Here is a 14,915-nt window from a genome sequence, read left to right as displayed (position 1 = left end):
CATGCCGAAGCCTGTCGCGGTGGTGCTCGTCGTCCTGCTCCTCGCGCTGATCCCGTGCGCCGCCCTCACCGAGGCCCGCGGCGCCGTCGTCGGGGCGGTGCCTACGGACGTTCGAACCGGGCCCGCCGGGCGCCCCGGGTGAGCCCCGGGCCCCGGCCCCCGGAACAGCGCCGCGGAGCAGTGCCGGGGAGTAGGAAGTCGGCCCGGCCGACTTCCTACTCCAGCGAGGCCCGCAGGGCGGTGGTGAACCAGGCGAAGACCTCGCGGAGGCTCTCCTGGACCGGCCAGCCGTTGATGGTGGCGAGGAGCTGCCAGTAGCGCTCGGCGCGGGGGTCGTCGGCGGTTTCGACGCGGTCGAGGATCCAGGCGCGCAGGGCGGCGTCGTCGGGGCGGGCGAAGGTGGCGGCGTAGGCGGCGCAGAGGGCGTCGAGGACCGGGGCGGCGGCGGGGGAGCCGGGGGCGACGCCGTCGGCGATGGCGGCGGTCACGGCGGTGCGGACGGTCTCGGAGAGGGCGACGTGCAGGCCGGTGTCGTCGCCGGCCGCCCGCTCGGCCGCCTGGTGGGCGGCCATCCGCCGGACGGCGGCGCGGAAGTCCTCATCCTGCACCAGTTCGCCCAACTCCACCCAGGCGTCGATCTGTTCGGCGGACGGCTCGTCCGGCAGCTCCGGCATGGCGGAGCGCATCATCGCGACGAACTCCGGATTGGCGTCCAGGCCGCCGAAGGCGGCGTCGATGAAGTCGTGGACCAGGCGCCGGCGTTCGGCGTCGGACAGCTTCGCGAGCTGGTGCATGCGTCTCATCTCCTCGGTCGTGGAACCGCGTTCGGCGATCGCCCGCAACACCGTCCGGCGCAGCCGGAGCGTGCGGATCTGCACGTCCAGCGCGTCGGCGTGCGCGGCGGCCACCTCGCGCAGCGGGGCGGAACGGTCCAGCACCCGCCGGACGGTGGCCAGGTCCAGCCCCAGTTCCCGCAGGGTGCGGACCAGGTCGAGCCGGGCCAGGGCGGGCACGTCGAAGCGGCGGTAGCCGGCCGGCGTGCGGGTGGTGGGCGGGACGAGCCCGGCGTCGGCGTAGAACCGGACGGCCTTCACCGTCAGCCCGGTGCGCCGGGCCAACTCGCCGATGGAGTACAGGGTGGTGCCGAGCTCGTCGTCCCGCATGGCCCCAGCTTGGCGTCTCCCCCCGGGGGAGACTCAAGGGGCCGCGGTGAGTAGGCTGCGGCGGCATGGGGGTGGACGAACGAGCCCGGCGCGCCGGGCTTTCAGGGATCCTGCTGGTGGTGGTGCTGTCGGGGGCGGCGGGCTGTGGCTGGTCGCGGCCGAAGGCCGGGCCACCGCCGACGGCCTCGGCCGCGGCGGGCGTCAGGACCACGCCCACGCCGTCGCCGACCCCGCACTGGGACGGGGAGCGGCTGCCGGGTCCGATCGCCGGGGAACTGGCGGGGCAACTGCGCACGCGGTGGGGCTTCGAGGTCCACTCGGCCGTGGTCACGCCGCCACCGTCGGCGCCCGGCGGCCCTCCGCGGCACGTCGAGTACGAGGGGCGGAAGGCGCGACCCGGCGGGTACGACCTGGTGTTCATGATCACGGCGGAGCCGGCCGGCCGTTCGCGCTTCGTGCAGTTCAACGTGGTCGGCGGCATGTCCGCGGCGGCGGCGAACGACCTCGCGGACGCCACGGACCTCGCCCTGGACGGGAAGCTGCCGGCGCCGCAGCGGGCGTCGATGATCGCGCGGTTCACGGAGGAGCCGAAGCAGGCCCCGGCCCGGTCGGCGGTGGTCGAGGGGACCGAGATCCGGCTGGACGTCACCGGCCCGCGGCCGGGGGTGTACCTGGTCCGGCCGCTGCCCGCCGGAACGCCGTAGGGTCGGGCGCCATGAGCGACATTCGGAACGACCGGCCCTGCGTGCGGGTGCTGCTGGCGGAGGACCAGGGGATGGTCCGGGAGGCGCTGGCCGCGCTGCTCGGGCTGGAGGGGGACATCGACGTCGTCGCCCAGGTGGGGCGCGGCGACGAGGTGGTGGACGCGGCGATCGCGCACGACGTGCAGGTGGCGGTGCTGGACATCGAGATGCCGGGGATGACCGGCATCGAGGCGGCGGCGCTGCTGCGCGCGCGGCGGCCGCAGACCAAGGTGGTGATCGCGACGACCTTCGGCCGCCCGGGCTATCTGCGGCGGGCGATGGAGTCGGGCGCGGACGCCTTCCTGGTGAAGGACGCGCCGGCCGCCGAGCTGGCCGAGGCGATCCGCCGGGTGCTGCGCGGCGAGCGGGTGATCGACCCGGTGCTGGCCGCCGCCGCGCTGGCCGAGGGGGCGAACCCGCTGACCGCCCGCGAGCGGGACGTGCTGGCGGCCGCGGCGGACGGCGCGGTGAACGCGGACATCGCCGAGCGGCTGCACCTGTCCGAGGGGACGGTGCGCAACTACCTCTCGATGGCGATCCAGAAGACCGAGGCCCGCAACCGCGCCGAGGCGGTCCGGATCGCCCTGGAGAAGGGCTGGCTCTGACCGGGTGGCTCAGTTCAGCCGGTGGCGGGCGGCCCGGGCCTCCTGGCGGACCTTGGCGGCGGCGTCCGGGTCGAAGGCGTCCAGGATCCCGGCGTACTCGTCCATCTCCGCCGCCCCGCCCAGGAAGTCGCCGGTGCGCACCAGCAGCTCGGCGCGTTCGAGGCGGAGCTGGGCGGGGTGGCGGGGGAGCAGCAGGGCGAGTTCGGTGGCCCACAGCTGGGTGCGGGCGTGCTCGGGGCGGTCGGCGGCCCAGGTCCTGATGTTGCCGAGCACCCGCAGCACGACGTCCAGCGGCTGGGCGGGCGTGAGCAGCTCCGGCGTGAACTCGTGCCCGGCGGCGCGCACCAGCCGGGCCACGTCGTCGAGGTCGAGCAGCCGGCCGCCGTGGAACGGGTCGGCCAGGACGTACTCCTCGCCGCCGACGGGCCCGCCGACCGCGACGATGAAGTGGCCGGGCAGGGCCACGCCGTGCACGGTGAGCCCGGCCCGCCGGGCGACGGCCGACCAGACCAGCGCGAGCATGATCGGCAGCCCGCGCCGGCGCCGCAGCACGTCGGGCAGCAGCGAGGACTCCAGCCGCCGGTAGTCGGACTGCCGCCCGTGGAACCGCTCGCGCCCGCCGAGGACGGCGGCCAGCAGCGCCGCGGTCTCCTCCGGCCCGGACGGGGCCCGCTCGGCGACGGCGTGCCGGACGGTGGCTGCGTGCCGGTCCAGGGCCGCCGCGCAGGCGGCGAGCAGGGCGTCGACGGAGGGCGGGCCCTGGAGGTCGTCCGGGTCGTCCGGGTCGGGGGCGGGGAGGTGCTCGGCGGCCGCGAGCAGGCAGAGCAGCACCGGATCGGGGTGCTCGGCCCGGGCCTCGGTCCGGAAGCGTGCTCTGCTCTGCTCGGTCACGGCGGTGGCGGCGGCTTTCGTAGGACGGGCGGACAGACAGGCGGTTCCAGGGCGTCGCCCTAGCCCTGGGGCAGGAGCGCGTAGTGGTAAGTGTGACTGGTCGTGAAGCCCAACCCGTCATAGAGCGCGATCGCCCCGGCGTTCTCCGCCTCCACCTGCAGGTAGGCGCCGCTCGCGCCCTCCTCGGCGGCCCGGGCGGCGAGCACCGCCATCACCGCCGTGGCCAGGCCGCGGCGGCGGGCCCGGGGCGCCACCTCGATGGCGCCGAAGCAGGCCCACGGTCCGTCGACGACACAGCGTCCGACGGCCAGCACGGGCGGGGCGCCGTCGCCCTCGGTCCCGCAGCCGTAGGTGTCGTGGACGGTCGCGAACCAGACCGAGGGGCCGCCGTGGATCACCGCGCGGGCGGCCTCCTCCACGGCAGGGTCGTCGGTCACTCGCCGGTAGAGCGACATCCAGTCGGCGGAGGCGGTCCGGGCCAGCCGCACCCGGTCCCGGCCGGCCCGGTCCCCGAGCCTGGTCAGCGGCGCCAGCTCGGCCACCCGGACCAGGGTGGGCGCGTATGCGGGGCCCAGCCGGTCCAGCTCGGCGCGCAGCGCCTCCGGCGAGCCGGGGGTGGTGACCTCCACCCAGGCCGGCAGCCCGCGCGCCGCGTACCACCCGCGCGCGGTGGTGAGCGCCTCGTCGAGCGGCACACCGGGGTCGCCGAGCGCCTGCACGGAGTTGGCGCGCCGGGTGAACCCGGCCGAGGCGCGCAGCGTCCACGCGCCCAGCGGCTCCTGTTCGACGGCCGGCCAGCCGCGGGCGGCGATCCGCTGGAGCTCGGCCGGACCGGTCGGCGGCAGCGGGGCGCGCCGGGCCGGGAAGAGCGGCACGGTCTTGCCGGCGACCAGCAGCTTCTCGTCGAAGGAGACCGGCTCGCCGCTCCTGGGCACCACGGTGAGCCCGGCGGCGTCCCAGGATGCGAGCACACCGATCACATCGCGGAATACTGGCCGGTTGTCGTCGGCGAACCCCGCGAGCCGCCGAACAGAGACCCTGCGGCCCACGTCAGAGCGATCTATCCGGACCTCCGGACGGTCCTGAACCGGCCCTTCGGCGGCCATCTGGGCACCTCCTGTGCATTTGCGGTCTCCGACCCGCGATACTAGGGGCGGGCATCGACGACGCCGCGCTCACCCGCGCACGCGAGAAAACAGAATGGGCCGCCGAGCCCTTCCGAGGAGGAACGACAGCGTGACCTACGTCATCGCGCAGCCTTGTGTCGACGTCAAGGACAAGGCATGCATCGAAGAGTGCCCGGTTGACTGCATCTACGAGGGCGAGCGATCGCTCTACATCCACCCGGATGAGTGTGTCGACTGTGGCGCTTGCGAGCCGGTCTGCCCGGTCGAGGCGATCTTCTACGAGGACGACACGCCGGAGGAGTGGAAGGACTACTACAAGGCCAACGTCGAGTTCTTCGACGACCTCGGCTCGCCCGGCGGCGCCTCGAAGCTCGGTCTGATCGAGCGCGACCACCCGTTCATCGCCGCTCTGCCGCCGCAGAACGCCGACCACTGACGACTGGTGGCAACTGAGCTGTGAGTACCAAGAACAGCACGCACGCGCCGTTCCCGGGCCACCCGGGGGCGGCGCGCCGCGTTTCTGACCTGCTGCCGGTGTTCCCCTGGGACAAGCTGGAGCCGTACAAGGCGACCGCGCTCGCCCACCCCGGCGGGCTCTGCGACTTCTCCGTCGGGACCCCGGTCGACCCGGTGCCCGAGGTGATCCAGAAGGCGCTCGCCGCAGCCACCGACACGCCCGGCTACCCGACCGTCTGGGGCCCGCCGGAGCTGCGCGAGGCGATCGCCGGCTGGCTGCACCGCCGGCTCGGCGCCGAGATCGGCCCGCAGGCCGTCCTGCCGACCGTCGGCTCCAAGGAGCTGGTCGCCTGGCTGCCGACCCAGCTGGGCCTCGGCCCCGGCGACCAGGTCGCCTACCCGCGGCTGGCCTACCCGACGTACGAGGTGGGCGCGCGGCTGTGCGGCGCCGAGCCGGTCGAGTACGACTCGGTGGACGAGCTGGACGGCTCCCGGGTGCGCCTGCTCTGGGTGAACTCCCCGTCCAACCCGACCGGGCGGGTGCTCGGCGCGCGGGAGCTGCGCCGCGCGGTGGAGTGGGCGCGCGAGCACCGGGTGCTGCTGGTCAGCGACGAGTGCTACCTGGAGCTCGGCTGGGAGGCCGAGCCGGTCTCCGTGCTGCACCCCGAGGTGTGCGGCGACGGTGGCCACGAGGGCCTGCTCGCGGTGCACTCGCTGTCCAAGCGCTCCAACCTGGCCGGCTACCGCGCGTCCTTCGTGGCGGGCGACCCGGTGGTGGTCAAGGAGCTGCTGGAGGTGCGCAAGCACGGCGGCATGATCGTGCCCGCCCCGGTGCAGGCGGCGACGGCCGCCGCGCTCGGGGACGACGCGCACGTGGCCGAGCAGCGGGAGCGGTACGCGGCCCGGCGCGCGGCGCTGCGGGCGGCGCTGGAGGCGTACGGCTTCCGGATCGAGCACTCGGAGGCCAGCCTCTACCTGTGGGCGACCCAGGACCGGCCGTGCTGGGAGACGGTGGCCGAACTCGCGGGGCTGGGCATCCTGGTGGCGCCCGGTGACTTCTACGGTCCGGCCGGCGACCGGTTCGTGCGGGTCGCGTTCACCGCGACCGACGAGCGGGTCGCGGCGGCGGTGGAGCGGCTGCGCGCGGCGGCCGCCGCGCGGTAGCCCGGGGCGCGAGCGAGGGGCCGGTGTCCGGGTTTCCGGACGCCGGCCCCTCGCCGCTGTGCGGGCGGGCTCAGCCGATCGGCAGGCCGCCGAGGCTGCCGCCGTTGACACCGCCCAGCAGGCTGCTGAGCGGGCCGAGCGCACTGGTGAGGCCGGACAGGCCGTTCAGCGGGCTGTTCGGGCCGAGGTCGGCGCCGCCGAGGCGGTTGGCCGACCCGTGCTCGGCGAGGCCCAGCACGTCGGCGCCGGGCAGGTCGGCGGGCAGCGCCCGGGTGACCGAGCCGATCGGCAGCGCGTCGGTGACGGCGGTGGTGCTGGGGACGGCCTGGGCGATCCCGCTGCCACCCGGCACGGTGCTGGTGAGGGTGCCGGCCGTCGGGGCGAGCCCGCCGACCGGGCTGAGGCCGGCGTGCGAGCTGCGCTGCGGGGTGGCGCTCTTGCCGGTGACGGCCTCGCCGAGCTTGCCGGCCAGGGCCCGGGCGACCTTCGGGGCGACGCCGGAGAGCTCGCCGGTGGTGGCGGCGGTCTGGTCGATCGGGGCGGTCAGCGAACCGGCCTTCTCGTTCGCCTCGGGGAGCTGCTGGGCGACGATGTTGCCGGTCGCGTCGGCGGCGGCGGGCACGCCCGCCGCCACGGTGGCGGCGCCGGTGTTCCCGGCGGCCTGGCCCAGCTGGTGGGTGGTGTGCTGCAGAGTGGACCCCGCGTCGGTGTTGGTGAGCTGGCCCAGCGGGGCGGCCAGGTCGCCCTTCGGCAGCAGGGCGTCGACGGCGGACGCGGAGCCGGCCGCGACCAGCGGGGTCGCGCCGGCCGCCACGAGCAGAGCGGCCTGGGCGATCCGGCGCGTGAGGGGGTGAGACATGGGGCTCCTCGGAGGGTCTGGGTCCGTCCCGTCCGCCGGGCGGACGACGTTGTTACCGCTTGAGAAGCCAGAAGGTTTCGGCCCGTGCAAGGAAAGCGCCGGGCCGACCATCGGATGGTAGGACCGCACGGAGGGGTGGTCCGGGCACCGGGCCGGGGGGACGCGGCCGGGACGGGCCAAGGGGAGTGACGGTTCTGCGCCCCGCCCGCCCCGGCCGGCCCGCCGTCGACCCGGGTTGACGCGAATCACCCGGGCGGCGGCAACCCGGACACCAGTGCGTCAACGGCCCTGGGCCGCCGGTCTCAGCCCTTCGCCGGGGCGGTCAGCGAGACCAGCACCAGCTTGGTCGACGTCCCGGTCGGCTGCGGCTTCCAACCGTCCTCGGACTTGGCCTTCCGCCAGATCTTCCCGTCGTACGCGACGGTCTCGATGCCCAGCCGCTGAGCCTGCGTCACCGCCCAGTGCGCCACCGCCCAGCCGTTCTGCCGCTCGGCGTCCGGGCCGGAGTCGGTGGACGCGGTCGGGTCCGGGGTCAGCGAGACGGCGTTCTCCGCGCCCTTGATCGTGGACGTGTAGCCGGTGGCCGGGGTGACCGTCCGGCCGAACTCCCGGCGCACCCGGTCGCTCAGCACCTGGGCCCGGTCCGGGCCGGCCGGCGCCGCGGCGCCGGTGGTGGGCGCCGCCCCGGCCGGGGCGGCCGACGGGGTGCTCTGCTCGTCGGTGTCCGGCTCGGCGAAGTCGTGCACCACGCAGGTCAGCGAGGCCGCCTCGCGGCCGGTCAGCGCGGAGGCCAGCAGGGTGGCCTTGGTCTCGTGCTTGGCGTAGGCCTGCGGGTAGCCGCTCTTCTGCACCTGCTGGGCCGCGTCGGTCAGCGGCAGCCGGGTGTAGCCGGGCACCTTGACCAGACCGTCCAGGAACTTGTTGGTCGCGTAGACCGGGTCCATGATCTGCTGCACGGTGCCCCAGCCCTGCGAGGGCCGCTGCTGGAAGAGGCCCACCGAGTCCCGGTCGCCGCCGGACAGGTTGCGGATCTTGGACTCCTGCATCGCGGTGGCCAGCGAGATCGTCACCGCCCGGTCCGGCAGGCCGCGGGCGTGCGCGACGGCGGCGATGGTCGCCGCGTTGGCCGCCTGCGGGACCTCCAGGCTGCCCTCGCCGGCCGGCGTCTTCACCGAGCAGCCCTCGGGGGTCAGCAGCTTCTGGTCGCGCAGCCAGAACAGCGTCACCGCGGCCACGGCCAGCACCAGCAGGCCGATCAGCACCACCCGCAGCGGCCTGCGGCGCCGCCGTGGCGCCGCGTCCCCGTCACCGCCGCCGCCCTCTCGCCTCGCCACCGCCGCCCCTCTCCGCCGAGCACTCCGAACCGACACCGTACCCACTCGGACGGATGTGCGGGGAAGCCCGGTTGCTGTTTGCACTGTCACAGCCGTGCCACATCCCCTGCCTCCGGCGGGACTAGGCTGGGCAACCATGAGCAGCCCGAAGACGCCCCTGGACCTCACCCTCGACGGCGGCGCGCTGACCGCCCAGCTGGTCGACTTCCCCTCCGTCAGCGGCGACGAGCAGGCGCTCGCCGACGCCATCGAGGCCGCCCTGCGGGCCCACCCGCACCTGACCGTCGACCGGTACGGCAACAACGTGGTCGCCCGCACGAACCTCGGCCGCGCCGAGCGGGTCGTGCTGGCCGGCCACATCGACACCGTGCCGATCGCCGACAACGTGCCCTCCTGGGTCGAGGGCGACCTGCTCCACGGCTGCGGCACCTCGGACATGAAGTCCGGCGTCGCCGTCCAGCTCCGGCTCGCCGCCACCCTGCCCGAGGCCAACCGGGACCTCACCTTCGTCTTCTACGACTGCGAGGAGGTGGAGGCCCACCGCAACGGCCTCGGCCACCTCGCCCAGGCCCACCCCGACTGGCTGGCCGCCGACTTCGCGGTGCTCATGGAGCCCAGCGGGGCGGTCGTCGAGGGCGGTTGCCAGGGCACCCTGCGCGCGCAGGTCCGGCTCGGCGGCGTCCGCGCCCACTCGGCCCGCAGCTGGCTCGGCGACAACGCCATCCACAAGGCCGGCGAGGTGCTGCGCCGGCTCTCCGAGTACCGGGCGCGGCTGGTCGAGATCGACGGGCTGGAGTACCACGAGGGCCTCAACGCGGTGCGCATCGACGGCGGCGTGGCCGGCAACGTCATCCCCGACGAGTGCGTGGTGACGGTCAACTTCCGCTTCGCGCCGGACCGCGACGAGGCCGACGCCGAGAAGCACGTGCGCGAGGTCTTCGACGGCTTCGAGGTCACCGTCACCGACTTCGCCCCGGGGGCGCTGCCCGGTCTGAACCAGCCCGCCGCGCAGGCGTTCCTCGCCGCGACCGGCGGCACCGCCCGCGCCAAGTTCGGCTGGACGGACGTGGCCCGGTTCAGCGCGCTCGGCGTCCCGGCGGTCAACTACGGACCCGGCGACCCGAACATGGCGCACAAGCGGGACGAGCACTGCTCACTGAGCGCCATCGCCGTGACCGAGGAGCGGCTGCGCGCCTGGCTGACCGCCTGAGCCGCCCCGCCGGCCCTCGACCGGAGGCCATCTTCCGGTTGCCCAACCGACCTTCCACCGTTGCCTGAAAAAGGGGAGGGGCGGGCGTAGGGTTTCGTCATGACAGGCACTGGAGACGAGAAGCACTACGGGCACGGCCCCGAGCAGGTGGGCGAGCCGCGCCCGAAGAAGGCGTGGCCCGAGAAGCAGAAGGGCCCGGTGCTGGTGCGCCGGGACCAGGTCGGCGAGAGCACCACGGACCAGCGCCTGCTGGACACCACCGGTCCCACCGACTGGCTGCACACCGATCCGTGGCGGGTGCTGCGGATCACCTCCGAGTTCGTCGAGGGCTTCGGCGCGCTCGCCGAACTCCCGCCCGCGGTCAGCGTCTTCGGCTCCGCCCGGACCCCGGTCGACTCGCCCGAGTACGCGGCGGGCGTGGCGATCGGCCGGGCGCTGGCCGAGGCCGGCTACGCGGTGATCACCGGCGGCGGTCCGGGCGCGATGGAGGCGGCCAACCGCGGCGCCTCGGACGCCGGCGGGCTCAGCGTCGGGCTCGGCATCGAGCTGCCCTTCGAGCAGGGGCTCAACGAGTTCGTCGACCTCGGGCTGAACTTCCGCTACTTCTTCGTCCGCAAGACGATGTTCGTGAAGTACGCGCAGGGCTTCGTCGTCCTGCCCGGCGGGCTCGGCACGCTGGACGAGCTGTTCGAGGCGCTCACCCTGGTGCAGACGAAGAAGGTCACCCGCTTCCCGGTGATCCTCTTCGGCAGCGCGTACTGGGGCGGGCTGGTCGACTGGCTGCGGAACACCCTGGTCGCGCAGGGCAAGGCGGCCCCGCACGACCTGGAGCTGTTCCACGTCACCGACGAGATCGACGAGGTCATGAAGATCCTCGCCGAGGCCCGCCGCCCGGCGACCGAGATCTAGGGCGTGTCAGACACGCCCTAGGGCCGCAGGCTCACGCCAACCCCCGGCGGGCGACCGCCGGGGGGCGGGTGCCGCGGATCGAGGCGACCATGTCCAGCACCTGCCGGGTCTCCGCCACCTGGTGCACCCGGTACACCCGGGCGCCCAGCCAGGCGGAGACCGCCGTGGTCGCCAGCGTGCCGAGCAGCCGCTCGTCGACCGGCTTGTCGAGCGTCTCGCCGACGAAGTCCTTGTTGGACAGCGACACCAGCACCGGGAACCCGGTCGCGGTCATCTCCGGCAGCCGCCGGGTCGCCTCCAGCGAGTGCCGGGTGTTCTTCCCGAAGTCGTGCCCCGGGTCGATGATCACCGCGTCCCGCCGCACGCCCAGCTCCACCGCCCGCTCGGCCAGCCCGACGGTCACCCGCAGGATGTCCGCCATCACGTCGTCGTAGCCGGTCCGGTGCGGCCGGGTGCGCGGCTCGGCGCCGCCCGCGTGGGTGCAGACCAGCCCGGCGTCGTACCGGGCGGCCACCTCGGCCAGCCGCGGGTCCACTCCGCCCCAGGCGTCGTTCAGCAGGTCGGCGCCCACCTCGCAGACCGCCTCGCCGACCTCGTGCCGCCAGGTGTCGACGCTGATCACGGCCTCCGGGTGGCGCTTGCGCAGCTCCGCCACGAACGGCACGGTGCGCCGCAACTCCTCCTCGACGGTCACCTCGTCGCCCGGCCCGGCCTTCACCCCGCCGATGTCCAGGATCGCGGCGCCCTCGGCCATCGCACGGTCGGCCGCGGCGAACGCGGCCTCGTCGGCGAAGGTCGCGCCCTTGTCGAAGAACGAGTCGGGCGTCCGGTTGACGATCGCCATGATCACCAGCTCGTCGTCGCCGAATTCCCGTGGTCCCAGGCGCAGTGCCACCGATGTCTCCTCCACAGCTGCTGCGGGTGCGATGATGGCCCCCGGCCCATCGGGACCATGATCCCACTCCAGTCGGGGCCGGCCGGAAAATCGGGAGGACCGCTCGTGTTCTGGGTGATCGTGGCGGCGATGGCCGTGGTGGTCGGCGGTGCCGCGCTGGTGGCGCTCGGCGGCGGCGGTTCGCTGCCGGAGGCCGTGCAGGACCGTATCTCCGCCCGGCTGCCGGAGGACCGCCCGCTGGACCGGGGCGACGTCGAGGCGCTGCGCCTGCCGATGGCCGTGCGCGGCTACCGGATGGACGAGGTGGACAACGTGCTCGACCGGCTGGGCGCCGAACTCGCGCACCGCGACGCCCGGATCGCCGAGCTGGAGGTGCTGGCGGTGGTGCGCGGCGCCGTCGAGGCCGGCGAGGGCCCGCAGCCCGGGGCCGAGCCGCTGCCCGGCCTGGAGGAGTTCGCCCGGGTCGTCGAGCCCGCCGTCGCGCTCACCAAGATCTCCGTGGCACCGGGTCCCGAGGACGCCGAGCCCGAGGAGCGCGCATGAGCACCGAGCCCGGCGGCGCCGTCCTCGGCGCGGACGGGCTGCGCCGCTGCGGCTGGGGCGACTCGACGGACGACTACCGGGTCTACCACGACACCGAGTGGGGCCGCCCGGTGCACGGCGACGACGCGCTGTTCGAACGGGTCTGCCTGGAGGCCTTCCAGTCGGGCCTGTCCTGGATCACCATCCTGCGCCGCCGCGAGGGCTTCCGGGCGGCCTTCGCCGGCTTCGGGATCGCCGAGGTGGCGGAGTTCGGCGAGGCCGACGTCGAGCGGCTGCTCGCCGACACCGGCATCATCCGCAACCGGGCCAAGATCGAGGCGGCGATCGCCAACGCCCGGGTCGCCCGCGACCTCGACGGCGGACTGGACGCGCTGATCTGGCAGTTCGCCGGTAACCCGGACCGGCCGGCGCCCCTCACACTGGGCGAGGTGCCGGCCGTCACGCCCGAGTCGACGGCGCTGGCCAAGGCCCTGAAGAAGGCCGGCTTCCGGTTCGTCGGCCCGACCACCGCGTACGCGCTGATGCAGGCCTGCGGACTGGTCGACGACCATCTCGCCGACTGCCACGTGCGGGCTGCTACTCGCCCGCTCGCCTCCGGGGCGCTCTGACCCGGCGCCGACGGTCGGCGCTCCCTCGCTCCTGCGTCGCTCCCTCGCTTCTCCCTTTCGGCACCGGCGCGCCCCTTCGGCTCGGGGCGGGGGCTCGCCCGCTCGCCTCCGGGGCGCTCTGACCCGGCGCCGACGGTCGTCGCTCCAACACCGCGACTTCGTCACGGCGTCCTCGCTTCTCCCTTTCGGCACCGGTGCGCCCCTTCGGCTCGGGGCGGGGCGGGTAGTCCTACCGCCCCAGGTACCTCGGCTTCTCCTTGGCGATGAAGGCGCGGACCGCGATCCGGTGGTCCTCGCTCTCGCCGGCCATCGTCTGCAGCTCGTCCTCCTTGTCGAGCAGTTCGCTCAGCGAGTGCGACGCACCGTAGGCCAGCGACTCCTTGATCGCGCCGTAGGCCACCGTCGGGCCCTCGGCCAGCTCCTTGGCGAACACCCGGGCGGTGGCGGCCAGTTCGGCGGCCGGCACGACCTTGGTGGCCAGGCCCAGCTCCATCGCCTCGGCCGCCTTCACGGTGCGCGGCAGCATCAGCAGCTCGGTCGCCCTGGCGTGCCCGACCAGCCGCGGCAGCGTCCAGGACGCCCCGGAGTCGGCGGTCAGCGCGATCCCGGCGAACGCGGTGTTGAAGCCGGCGGTGTCCGCGAGGATCCGGAAGTCGCAGGCGAAGGCCAGCGAGGCACCCGCCCCGGCCGCCACCCCGCCGACCGCCGCCACCGTCGGCTTGCGCATCCCGGCCAGCGCCCGCAGCAGCGGGTTGTAGTGCTCGGCGACGGTCTTCAGCGCGCCCTCGCCGGTCTCCTCGGCCCGCTTCAGCAGGCCCAGGTGCTCCTTGAGGTCCTGTCCGACGCAGAACGCCCGGTCGCCCGCGCCGGTCAGCAGCACCGCCCGCACCGCCGGGTCCTCGGCGGCGGCGGTCACGGTGTCGCGCAGCGCCACCTTGGTCGCCACGTCCAGCGCGTTCATCGCCTCGGGGCGGTTGACGGTGATGGCGGCCAGGCCGCCGTCCAGCTCGTACAGCACGGAATCGGACATGGGCGAGGGCTCCCTGCTCGTGATCGGCTCTGATCGTCGCTGCCAGGATGCCGGAGTCCCGGGTCGCCTGGGGAGTGTGAGGTATCGCACCTTTCGGCGGTGTCCGGACCGCCGCCGGGCCGGGGCTTATGCCGGAAAATGTGCGGGATTGCGGTGATCCGGACGAGGTTGCACCGAGAGTGATGTTGGTCATCAGGCCGTGGCATGCGGGATAATGGCTTCCGATCAATGCGTTCGATACCGGCGGTGGACGGACTGCCGGTGCGTAGCTGAGCGGTTGCAGGAAGGGGAACGAGCATGGCGGCCATGAAGCCGCGGACGGGTGACGGCCCGCTCGAAGTCACCAAAGAGGGGCGGGGCATCATCATGCGCGTTCCGCTCGAAGGCGGCGGACGCCTTGTGGTGGAGCTCACGCCTGACGAGGCCGACGCCCTCGGCGAGGCCCTGAAGAAGGCCTGCGGCTGACCGCAGCAGGTGCTCGCCATCTCCTGGAGATGTGCTGCCGGGCCCGGGTACGACCATCGCGTCGGCCCGGGCCCCGTACATTTCCGGGCGGGGCCGCCCGCTAGCGCTTCACGGCGCAGAGCAGCCCGTCCGAGACCGGCAGCAGCGCGGGCAGCAGCGCCTCGCTCTCCCGGACGGCCTGGACCAGGTCCCGCACCGACTGCGTCTGCGGGTCCCGCAGCTCCGGCTCGGCCAGCCGGCCCTCCTGGAACACGCCTTCGAAACAGACCATCCCGCCCGGCCGCAGCAGCCGCATCGACTCGGACAGGTACTCCCGGGACTCCGCCGGGTCGCCGTCGCAGAACACCAGGTCGTACTGGCCGTCCGCGAGCCGCGGCAGCACCTCCAGGGCCCGGCCCGGTATGAACCGCGACCGGTTGGCCGCGAACCCGGCCGCCTGGTAGGCCTCCTTCGCCAACTGCTGGCGTACCGGCTCGGAGTCGACGGTGGTGAGCACCCCGTCCGGCCGCATCCCGCGCAGCAGGTACACCCCGGAGACGCCCGTGCCGGTGCCGATCTCGGCCACCGCCTTGGCGTCCAGCGCGGCGGCCAGCAGCCGCAGGCAGGCGCCGCCGCTCGGCCCGATCGCCCGGATCCCGGTCCGCGCGGACTGTGCCCGGGCGTAGGTCAGCACCGCGTCCTCGCCGACGAAGGTGTCGGCGAGGGCCGCGCGCGCGGGCCCGAAGTCGCTGATGGCTGCCTCTTTCGGAGCCCCGGGTGACGGCCCGGCGCCGAGCGGATGTCGATATTTCCTGCCACAGATTACTGGCCGGACGGGAACCGCGTACGGCGGCGGGCCGTTGGTGGAGCAGGGACCGCGAGAACGGGACGTCCCGGACACCCTCCGGGCCCGTCATTCGGGTCGGCCGGTCCC

At 74.4% G+C, this 14,915-nt stretch carries 18 protein-coding genes; 10 read left to right on the top strand and 8 right to left on the bottom strand.

Annotation, left to right across the window (positions count from 1 at the left end):
• The first annotated feature begins 1 nt into the window (after position 1).
• Entirely contained in the window at positions 2–142 is a 141-nt protein-coding gene (locus ACFCLZ_RS16050; protein ID WP_380285568.1) for a hypothetical protein, read from the top strand.
• Between the two features lie 73 nt (positions 143–215).
• On the opposite strand, the gene ACFCLZ_RS16045 is transcribed toward ACFCLZ_RS16050, so the two are convergent.
• Positions 216–1,163, bottom strand: a complete 948-nt coding sequence (locus ACFCLZ_RS16045) for a MerR family transcriptional regulator (RefSeq protein WP_380285567.1) — start codon at positions 1,161–1,163, stop codon at positions 216–218.
• A 65-nt stretch (positions 1,164–1,228) separates the two neighbouring features.
• Here ACFCLZ_RS16045 and ACFCLZ_RS16040 point away from each other — a divergent pair, with 65 nt between their 5' ends.
• Both ACFCLZ_RS16040 and ACFCLZ_RS16035 read left to right on the top strand, forming a co-directional pair.
• On the top strand, positions 1,229–1,867 hold the full coding sequence (locus tag ACFCLZ_RS16040) for a hypothetical protein (RefSeq protein ID WP_380285566.1): 639 nt from the start codon (positions 1,229–1,231) through the stop codon (positions 1,865–1,867).
• Between the two features lie 11 nt (positions 1,868–1,878).
• Positions 1,879–2,511, top strand: a complete 633-nt coding sequence (locus ACFCLZ_RS16035; protein ID WP_380285565.1) for a response regulator — start codon at positions 1,879–1,881, stop codon at positions 2,509–2,511.
• Positions 2,512–2,520: 9 nt separating this feature from the next.
• On the opposite strand, the gene ACFCLZ_RS16030 is transcribed toward ACFCLZ_RS16035, so the two are convergent.
• Positions 2,521–3,402: a transglutaminase family protein gene (locus ACFCLZ_RS16030; protein WP_380285564.1), complete on the bottom strand. Its 882-nt coding sequence runs from the start codon at positions 3,400–3,402 to the stop codon at positions 2,521–2,523.
• A gap of 59 nt (positions 3,403–3,461) precedes the next feature.
• The gene (locus ACFCLZ_RS16025; RefSeq protein ID WP_380285563.1) at positions 3,462–4,373 is read right to left on the bottom strand and encodes a GNAT family N-acetyltransferase; all 912 of its coding nucleotides are present in this window, start codon (positions 4,371–4,373) and stop codon (positions 3,462–3,464) included.
• Between the two features lie 265 nt (positions 4,374–4,638).
• On the opposite strand from ACFCLZ_RS16025, the gene fdxA reads away from it, so the two are divergent.
• Together fdxA and dapC are read left to right on the top strand one after the other, a co-directional pair.
• A complete protein-coding gene (gene fdxA / locus ACFCLZ_RS16020; protein ID WP_030061559.1) occupies positions 4,639–4,965 on the top strand; it encodes a ferredoxin in 327 nt (108 codons plus the stop codon).
• 20 nt (positions 4,966–4,985) lie between these two features.
• Positions 4,986–6,149: a succinyldiaminopimelate transaminase gene (dapC, locus tag ACFCLZ_RS16015; RefSeq protein ID WP_380285562.1), complete on the top strand. Its 1,164-nt coding sequence runs from the start codon at positions 4,986–4,988 to the stop codon at positions 6,147–6,149.
• 70 nt (positions 6,150–6,219) lie between these two features.
• Here dapC and ACFCLZ_RS16010 read toward each other — a convergent pair whose 3' ends face one another.
• Together ACFCLZ_RS16010 and ACFCLZ_RS16005 are read right to left on the bottom strand one after the other, a co-directional pair.
• Positions 6,220–7,008, bottom strand: coding sequence for a hypothetical protein (locus ACFCLZ_RS16010; RefSeq protein ID WP_380285561.1), 789 nt, complete (start codon positions 7,006–7,008; stop codon positions 6,220–6,222).
• A 302-nt stretch (positions 7,009–7,310) separates the two neighbouring features.
• Positions 7,311–8,342, bottom strand: a complete 1,032-nt coding sequence (locus ACFCLZ_RS16005) for a hypothetical protein (RefSeq protein ID WP_380285560.1) — start codon at positions 8,340–8,342, stop codon at positions 7,311–7,313.
• 136 nt (positions 8,343–8,478) lie between these two features.
• On the opposite strand from ACFCLZ_RS16005, the gene dapE reads away from it, so the two are divergent.
• Both dapE and ACFCLZ_RS15995 read left to right on the top strand, forming a co-directional pair.
• The gene (dapE, locus tag ACFCLZ_RS16000) at positions 8,479–9,552 is read left to right on the top strand and encodes a succinyl-diaminopimelate desuccinylase (protein ID WP_380285559.1); all 1,074 of its coding nucleotides are present in this window, start codon (positions 8,479–8,481) and stop codon (positions 9,550–9,552) included.
• Positions 9,553–9,651: 99 nt separating this feature from the next.
• A complete protein-coding gene (locus ACFCLZ_RS15995; RefSeq protein WP_380285558.1) occupies positions 9,652–10,461 on the top strand; it encodes a TIGR00730 family Rossman fold protein in 810 nt (269 codons plus the stop codon).
• 31 nt (positions 10,462–10,492) lie between these two features.
• Here the strand turns inward: ACFCLZ_RS15995 and folP are convergent, their stop codons facing one another.
• Positions 10,493–11,305, bottom strand: a complete 813-nt coding sequence (gene folP / locus ACFCLZ_RS15990) for a dihydropteroate synthase (protein WP_380286187.1) — start codon at positions 11,303–11,305, stop codon at positions 10,493–10,495.
• A 156-nt stretch (positions 11,306–11,461) separates the two neighbouring features.
• Here folP and ACFCLZ_RS15985 point away from each other — a divergent pair, with 156 nt between their 5' ends.
• Together ACFCLZ_RS15985 and ACFCLZ_RS15980 are read left to right on the top strand one after the other, a co-directional pair.
• On the top strand, positions 11,462–11,899 hold the full coding sequence (locus ACFCLZ_RS15985) for a DivIVA domain-containing protein (RefSeq protein WP_380285557.1): 438 nt from the start codon (positions 11,462–11,464) through the stop codon (positions 11,897–11,899).
• A complete protein-coding gene (locus tag ACFCLZ_RS15980) occupies positions 11,896–12,507 on the top strand; it encodes a DNA-3-methyladenine glycosylase I (protein WP_380285556.1) in 612 nt (203 codons plus the stop codon). The genes ACFCLZ_RS15985 and ACFCLZ_RS15980 overlap by 4 nt, the downstream gene beginning before the upstream one ends.
• 229 nt (positions 12,508–12,736) lie before the next feature.
• Here ACFCLZ_RS15980 and ACFCLZ_RS15975 read toward each other — a convergent pair whose 3' ends face one another.
• The gene (locus ACFCLZ_RS15975) at positions 12,737–13,537 is read right to left on the bottom strand and encodes an enoyl-CoA hydratase-related protein (RefSeq protein WP_380285555.1); all 801 of its coding nucleotides are present in this window, start codon (positions 13,535–13,537) and stop codon (positions 12,737–12,739) included.
• A gap of 297 nt (positions 13,538–13,834) precedes the next feature.
• On the opposite strand from ACFCLZ_RS15975, the gene ACFCLZ_RS15970 reads away from it, so the two are divergent.
• Positions 13,835–14,002 carry a DUF3117 domain-containing protein gene (locus ACFCLZ_RS15970; RefSeq protein WP_014137929.1) on the top strand — a complete coding sequence of 56 codons (168 nt, stop codon included), beginning with the start codon at positions 13,835–13,837 and terminating at the stop codon, positions 14,000–14,002.
• A 100-nt stretch (positions 14,003–14,102) separates the two neighbouring features.
• Here the strand turns inward: ACFCLZ_RS15970 and ACFCLZ_RS15965 are convergent, their stop codons facing one another.
• Positions 14,103–14,735 carry an O-methyltransferase gene (locus tag ACFCLZ_RS15965; protein ID WP_380286186.1) on the bottom strand — a complete coding sequence of 211 codons (633 nt, stop codon included), beginning with the start codon at positions 14,733–14,735 and terminating at the stop codon, positions 14,103–14,105.
• Positions 14,736–14,915 lie beyond the last annotated feature (180 nt).

This window comes from Kitasatospora purpeofusca (assembly GCF_042691725.1).
In the GTDB taxonomy this organism is placed as follows: Bacteria; Actinomycetota; Actinomycetes; order Streptomycetales; family Streptomycetaceae; genus Kitasatospora; species Kitasatospora purpeofusca_B.
The sequence above is the reverse complement of the archived record's forward strand: the minus strand, read 5'-3'. Positions and strand labels throughout refer to the sequence as shown.

Coding starts and splice junctions, on each gene's coding strand:
- ACFCLZ_RS16050 (WP_380285568.1), top strand. CDS start 2: ATGCCGAAGCCTGTCGCGGTGGTGCTCGTCGTCCTGCTCCTCGCGCTG.
- ACFCLZ_RS16045 (WP_380285567.1), bottom strand. CDS start 1,163: ATGCGGGACGACGAGCTCGGCACCACCCTGTACTCCATCGGCGAGTTG.
- ACFCLZ_RS16040 (WP_380285566.1), top strand. CDS start 1,229: ATGGGGGTGGACGAACGAGCCCGGCGCGCCGGGCTTTCAGGGATCCTG.
- ACFCLZ_RS16035 (WP_380285565.1), top strand. CDS start 1,879: ATGAGCGACATTCGGAACGACCGGCCCTGCGTGCGGGTGCTGCTGGCG.
- ACFCLZ_RS16010 (WP_380285561.1), bottom strand. CDS start 7,008: ATGTCTCACCCCCTCACGCGCCGGATCGCCCAGGCCGCTCTGCTCGTG.
- dapE (WP_380285559.1), top strand. CDS start 8,479: ATGAGCAGCCCGAAGACGCCCCTGGACCTCACCCTCGACGGCGGCGCG.
- ACFCLZ_RS15995 (WP_380285558.1), top strand. CDS start 9,652: ATGACAGGCACTGGAGACGAGAAGCACTACGGGCACGGCCCCGAGCAG.
- folP (WP_380286187.1), bottom strand. CDS start 11,305: ATGGCGATCGTCAACCGGACGCCCGACTCGTTCTTCGACAAGGGCGCG.
- ACFCLZ_RS15980 (WP_380285556.1), top strand. CDS start 11,896: ATGAGCACCGAGCCCGGCGGCGCCGTCCTCGGCGCGGACGGGCTGCGC.
- ACFCLZ_RS15975 (WP_380285555.1), bottom strand. CDS start 13,537: ATGTCCGATTCCGTGCTGTACGAGCTGGACGGCGGCCTGGCCGCCATC.
- ACFCLZ_RS15970 (WP_014137929.1), top strand. CDS start 13,835: ATGGCGGCCATGAAGCCGCGGACGGGTGACGGCCCGCTCGAAGTCACC.